This window comes from Vibrio nigripulchritudo ATCC 27043, from assembly GCF_000222685.1.
Classification (GTDB): Bacteria; Pseudomonadota; Gammaproteobacteria; order Enterobacterales; family Vibrionaceae; genus Vibrio; species Vibrio nigripulchritudo.
In genome coordinates, this window is sequence record NZ_AFWJ01000143.1 from 1 (window position 1) to 4,596 (window position 4,596).

The window sequence follows — 4,596 nt, forward strand, 5'->3', positions numbered from 1 at the left end:
GGCTTGATATGCCGCCACTTTGCCTTTCAGCCAGTCGGTGTTTGTTGTGGCAGAAACAACAGGCGTCGATGTGTCACTTCCCCAAAGAATAGAGAATACGTTGCTGTAAGCCGCGCGACGAAGTTGGCTTACGCCCCAGTCATGAGATTCCTGCTCAACCAAAGAAGCAACAGAAGAAACACCGTAGGTAGCACTGTCTAGAGCAATCGATGCAACATCGCTGCGAAGGTTAGCCGATGTTTTACCCAGAGACTTATCACCCATGAAGAAGCTGGCTGCAGTACCAGCCTGAGTTGCCACGTCATAGTTACCAGATTGTGAATTGGTAGCCAGATGTGCGCCCGGCAGTTTGTACAACATTGCTGGTACATTGATGGAATCGGTCACCTGCTTAACATAAACAAGGTAGTTATCCCATGCGACAGGACCAAATGCGTGCTCTGCACGACCTGCATTGGAAAGACCATTGTTGCTGCTTTGCTTGAATACCAGGAAGTCAGGCTTCGCTGCCGCATCTGCGTAAGCGCCTGTCCAGTTCACAAATGAAACCACAGACTGAGATGCCGCATTCCATGTTGAGCGCAAACCAGCGTAGTCTTTGTGAACCCAGTTTGTTGTACCCGGGTTAGAAACGCTTAGTGACCAACCGTAAGACGCGTCTTTGGCAAACTGCTCAATCACAAAGTTTTGAGACGCAACCCAACCCTTAATGTTGTCTTCCAGTTTTGTCACTGCCGTATCGATAGCCGACAGGTTGTACAGGCTTGAAATACTTTGCGACGTTCCTGCCGCGTTCGTTACTGTTAGTGTACCCGCATTAGTGATCGCTTCACGCAGTGCACGCTTAACCTGTACTTCCGTAAATGCGCCATCAACACCAAATGTGGTCGCGAAAATTGTGTCTTGGTTCGCCTGCCACGTTGCCAATAAATCTTCGTTTAGAACGATAGAACCCGGAGATGCGTGAGCACTGTCTTTAAATACCTGAACCTGAGCGGCAATCTGGATAAGGTTTTGATAATGCGCAACCAGATTCGTGTAAGTCAGAATGTCGGCATCACCCAGACCAGATGCGGTAGAAACAGCCGCTACGGGTACGATGGCTTCACCGCCATTCACTTTTTCTACTTCTCTTGACTGCTTAAGTGTTGCAAGCACATCCGCCGCATTAGTCACGACGCTGAATACAGAATCGACTTTAGAGCTTGCCAGCGCACCATTTAGCGTCGCTGAGTTATCTGTGAACGTACCGATAGCCAGCTTACTTGGCCAGCCCGCCACTTCTAAGTTCACTGGGTCTTTACGGATAAGCAGAGTGGCATCACCAAGAACCGGACCCGGACCAGGATCCGTACCCGCACAGTCAAAAGCAAACGTCCAAGAACCATCGGAACCCGGAATAGACGTAGTGTGCCAGTTAGCGGTGTACGCTTTACCCTGGTATTGCATCTGAGCACCAGTTTTTGCGTGGTTCGGGTTACCCGCCCAATCATTGTGAGTCCAGTTCGGGTATTCATTGATGTTGGCACACGCATCAGCGGCTAATGCGCTAACTGGGCTGATTGTGCCAACGGCTAAAGAAACGGCAAAAATGAGTTTATTCTTCTTGAAAATAGTCATTAAATTTTCTCGCACCTCAGATGTAAGATGTTCAACGTTATCAGCTCCATTTTTTGCTCGAAGCCGCTTTATTGGATCAACTTACATGTTGCGTAGAGTTGGCGACGCACTCAAATGAGTATTTACTTAGCAGTGATACTTTTCGAGTGACTGCACAGTGGAAATGTATATAGAAGAAAACCGAATTGCACATTGCCCAGCAGGGTCATAAATCTCATGATTTTTTATATGATTATCAGATTTGTGACTAATGTTATGAATGCAATGTCCCCTCTTGCAGCTTGTTGTTCAGTAAAGACGTGAGGCTTTCATCTAAGTCAAAACAGATGGAAGTAAGACCTGTCACCTAACCCTTTGAAGTTTCTACAAAGGTACTGTCACTTTCGCAATTCCCCCTTCTTTTTTCAGCTCAAAATCAAACTGACCATTCATCTTTTTTGCTCGATTTTGAATCGAGGACAAACCATATCCATCAGATTTCTTATCAACAGAGTCTTTGGAATTTTTTCCATTGTCCTGAACCTGAATGATGAGCTCGGAGTTGTTTTGAATGCACTGAAAGCTCACTTTTGTGGCTTGTTCAGCGTGCTTGATGACGTTGGTAATCAGTTCTTGCAGAATGCGTAACAAGTCCAGTTTGGACTGTAGTGTAAGAGTCACGGCGCTGTCTTCACACTCCACAAACCATTCCAGTTCTATATTGGCAGCTTGAAGTACGGGTTCAATTCGGGCTCGCCATTGCCCGAGTAACACACTGAATTGCGCATCGAAGAGCGGGTTACGTGAATCAAGAATCAGGCGTAAATCGTTCAGGCATTGGGTTGCTTTGAGCTGAATATCGGTTTGGTTGGTGTTCGGCACTCTTAGTAACGTAATCAGCTCAACGAGTTGGCTGCCTAACCCATCGTGCATGTCAGAAAGCAGGCTCTGACGCTCATCCATTAATGCCTGTTTCTTTTCCAGATCGTGCGCCACTGCCTGCTCTTTTTTATACAACGCGACCGCTTCCACTACTTTCTGCTCTAAGGTTCTTTGCAACTCTTCACTGCGGTTTAGTGCACTGGCATATCGGTAGATAAGAAGCACACACAATGTCAGAAAGATAAGTAAGTTTGCATGGGCGCTTAGCGGGAAATGCATCTCCAGAAGCTGCATCCCATCCAGCGAATCTAATATCCCAGATACCACACCAATCATTCCTGCCGTAGCAAGTAACAAGGCACTTTTGCTGCGATTGAATAATGCCTGAGTCACCAATACATAGCCGATATACACCGAGCTCAACGCAACATACCCACGTAAGGCGCTTTCGTTAAACCGCCACCAGAGCTTGGTCGGTTCATATTCATAAAGCACGAAAGACGATGCCGCCAGAACCAATGTCGCCACACTTACGATTAACTCGACAGACGGGCGTTTAAGCTGATACCAGCGATGCAAAAACAGCATCATAAACAAGGTCAGGAAAGGCTGAACCGTAACCGTTGTCATCCAGTAAGTTTGTTGGGAAATAGGCAGCGATGACACCGTAAATGTCATATTGCTCATTGCCCAGCAAGCAAAGCCTAGCGCAAAGAAAAGGTACTCAGTGTTGTTGCGTCGAAACCACCACAGCAGCAGGTAAAACAATGTAATCAGCGGAGTCAGCCACTGCATCACAATGTGCAGCCCAATCTGCGACCAGTACTGAAACTGATAGTAAGGCTTCACCTGCTCTGGTGTGCCGTAAAAAATCTCGGGCATTTGCAGCCCGCCACTGGACGCTATTTTTACAGTGAGCGGCAATTCCGCCGCTTCAAATAGCGAATTAGGTAGCTCGTGATAGGAAGGGCGATAGCGAAACCTTGGCATCATAGAATCGCGGGAATGAGCAATCGGTGCCGTCTGCCAGATCAACTGCTCGCCCAAGTAAAACTCGGCAGTGTCACGAAAAGGCGGCAAAAAAATAGCTGTGGTCGCATTCGAATCTTTATCGACTCTGGGAAGTGAGATCCGATACTCGCCATAAGAAAAGTTGAGGTGCTGGCTGTAATTATGAGGTAGAGCGACATCTATCAGCTTGGTGGTTTCATTGTCTTTAAGAACCAGCACGCCTGACTGCACTGACGGTAAAGAAACGAGATCGCCATACCGTAGCAGCGATACCAGTGCGTAAATTGCCACAACAGGCACCAAAACAATGATCGCCAAGCGCACCAATACTTCCCGAGATGCGCTTTCAGGTCTGTTCAGCGATGTCCTTTCGCTCGATTGCATACCGTTTACTATTTTATAAAAACTCAGTCTACTGCCATTTCTATCCACTCTGCAACCAAGTCCCCCTAAAACTGGGGATGGTGAATCCCCCTTATCCGCGTAACGTAAATATCCAGTCACTCAAATCAACTGATTCGAAAGGATTCGATAATGAAATGGGCAGCGGTTACCGGAACTAATGGCAAAACCACCAGCGTAGAGTTGGCAAGACAGTTGCTTTCCAAGCTTGGTATTCATGCAGCCAGTTGGGGCACATTAGGGGTGGGGTTGGATGGGGAGTTTGAAGAAGTCCCCTGGTATTGCAATTCCAGCCAACGGGTTCACGAATTCATTCTAGATCTCACCGAACAAAATCAGGTGGATGTCTGTCTGATGGAGTGTTTTAGTCGCCTGATAGAAATTGGGCAATACCAACATTTCGAGTTCGACTGTGCTGCCTTTACCAACTTAACGCACGATCATCTGGACTACCACCCCACCCTCGAAGACTACCTCAATGCCAAACTCAAACTGCTGAAGCATTGTAAAGCTGGCGCTGATGTGTGGATTAACCAGCAAGATCCCATGCACCCCAAATGGGTCGATGCAAGCCAGAGTGCTGGATTGAACGCTCAGTTGTTTGCCTACTCAACACTCACTGCCGGATGGTTTGGTCGGCTAGAGGGAAACACATTATCGCTCAACCTTAACGGCTATATATGGCATGGAGATTGCCCGTTC

The 4,596-nt window shown here is 47.4% G+C and carries 3 protein-coding genes; 1 reads left to right on the plus strand and 2 read right to left on the minus strand.

Translation table 11 applies throughout. From position 1 onward, the window contains the following. Together RH89_RS13045 and RH89_RS13050 are read right to left on the minus strand one after the other, a co-directional pair. Positions 1–1,620, minus strand: a 1,620-nt coding sequence (locus RH89_RS13045) for a cellulose-binding domain-containing protein (RefSeq protein ID WP_004402514.1), incomplete at its 3' end; no start/stop codon positions are given. A gap of 363 nt (positions 1,621–1,983) precedes the next feature. Further along, complete coding sequence (locus RH89_RS13050) at positions 1,984–3,876, minus strand: sensor histidine kinase (protein WP_139063281.1); 1,893 nt, start codon at positions 3,874–3,876, stop codon at positions 1,984–1,986. A 150-nt stretch (positions 3,877–4,026) separates the two neighbouring features. On the opposite strand from RH89_RS13050, the gene RH89_RS13055 reads away from it, so the two are divergent. Continuing rightward, a partial coding sequence (locus RH89_RS13055; protein WP_004402520.1) for a Mur ligase family protein occupies positions 4,027–4,596 on the plus strand: 570 nt, incomplete at its 3' end.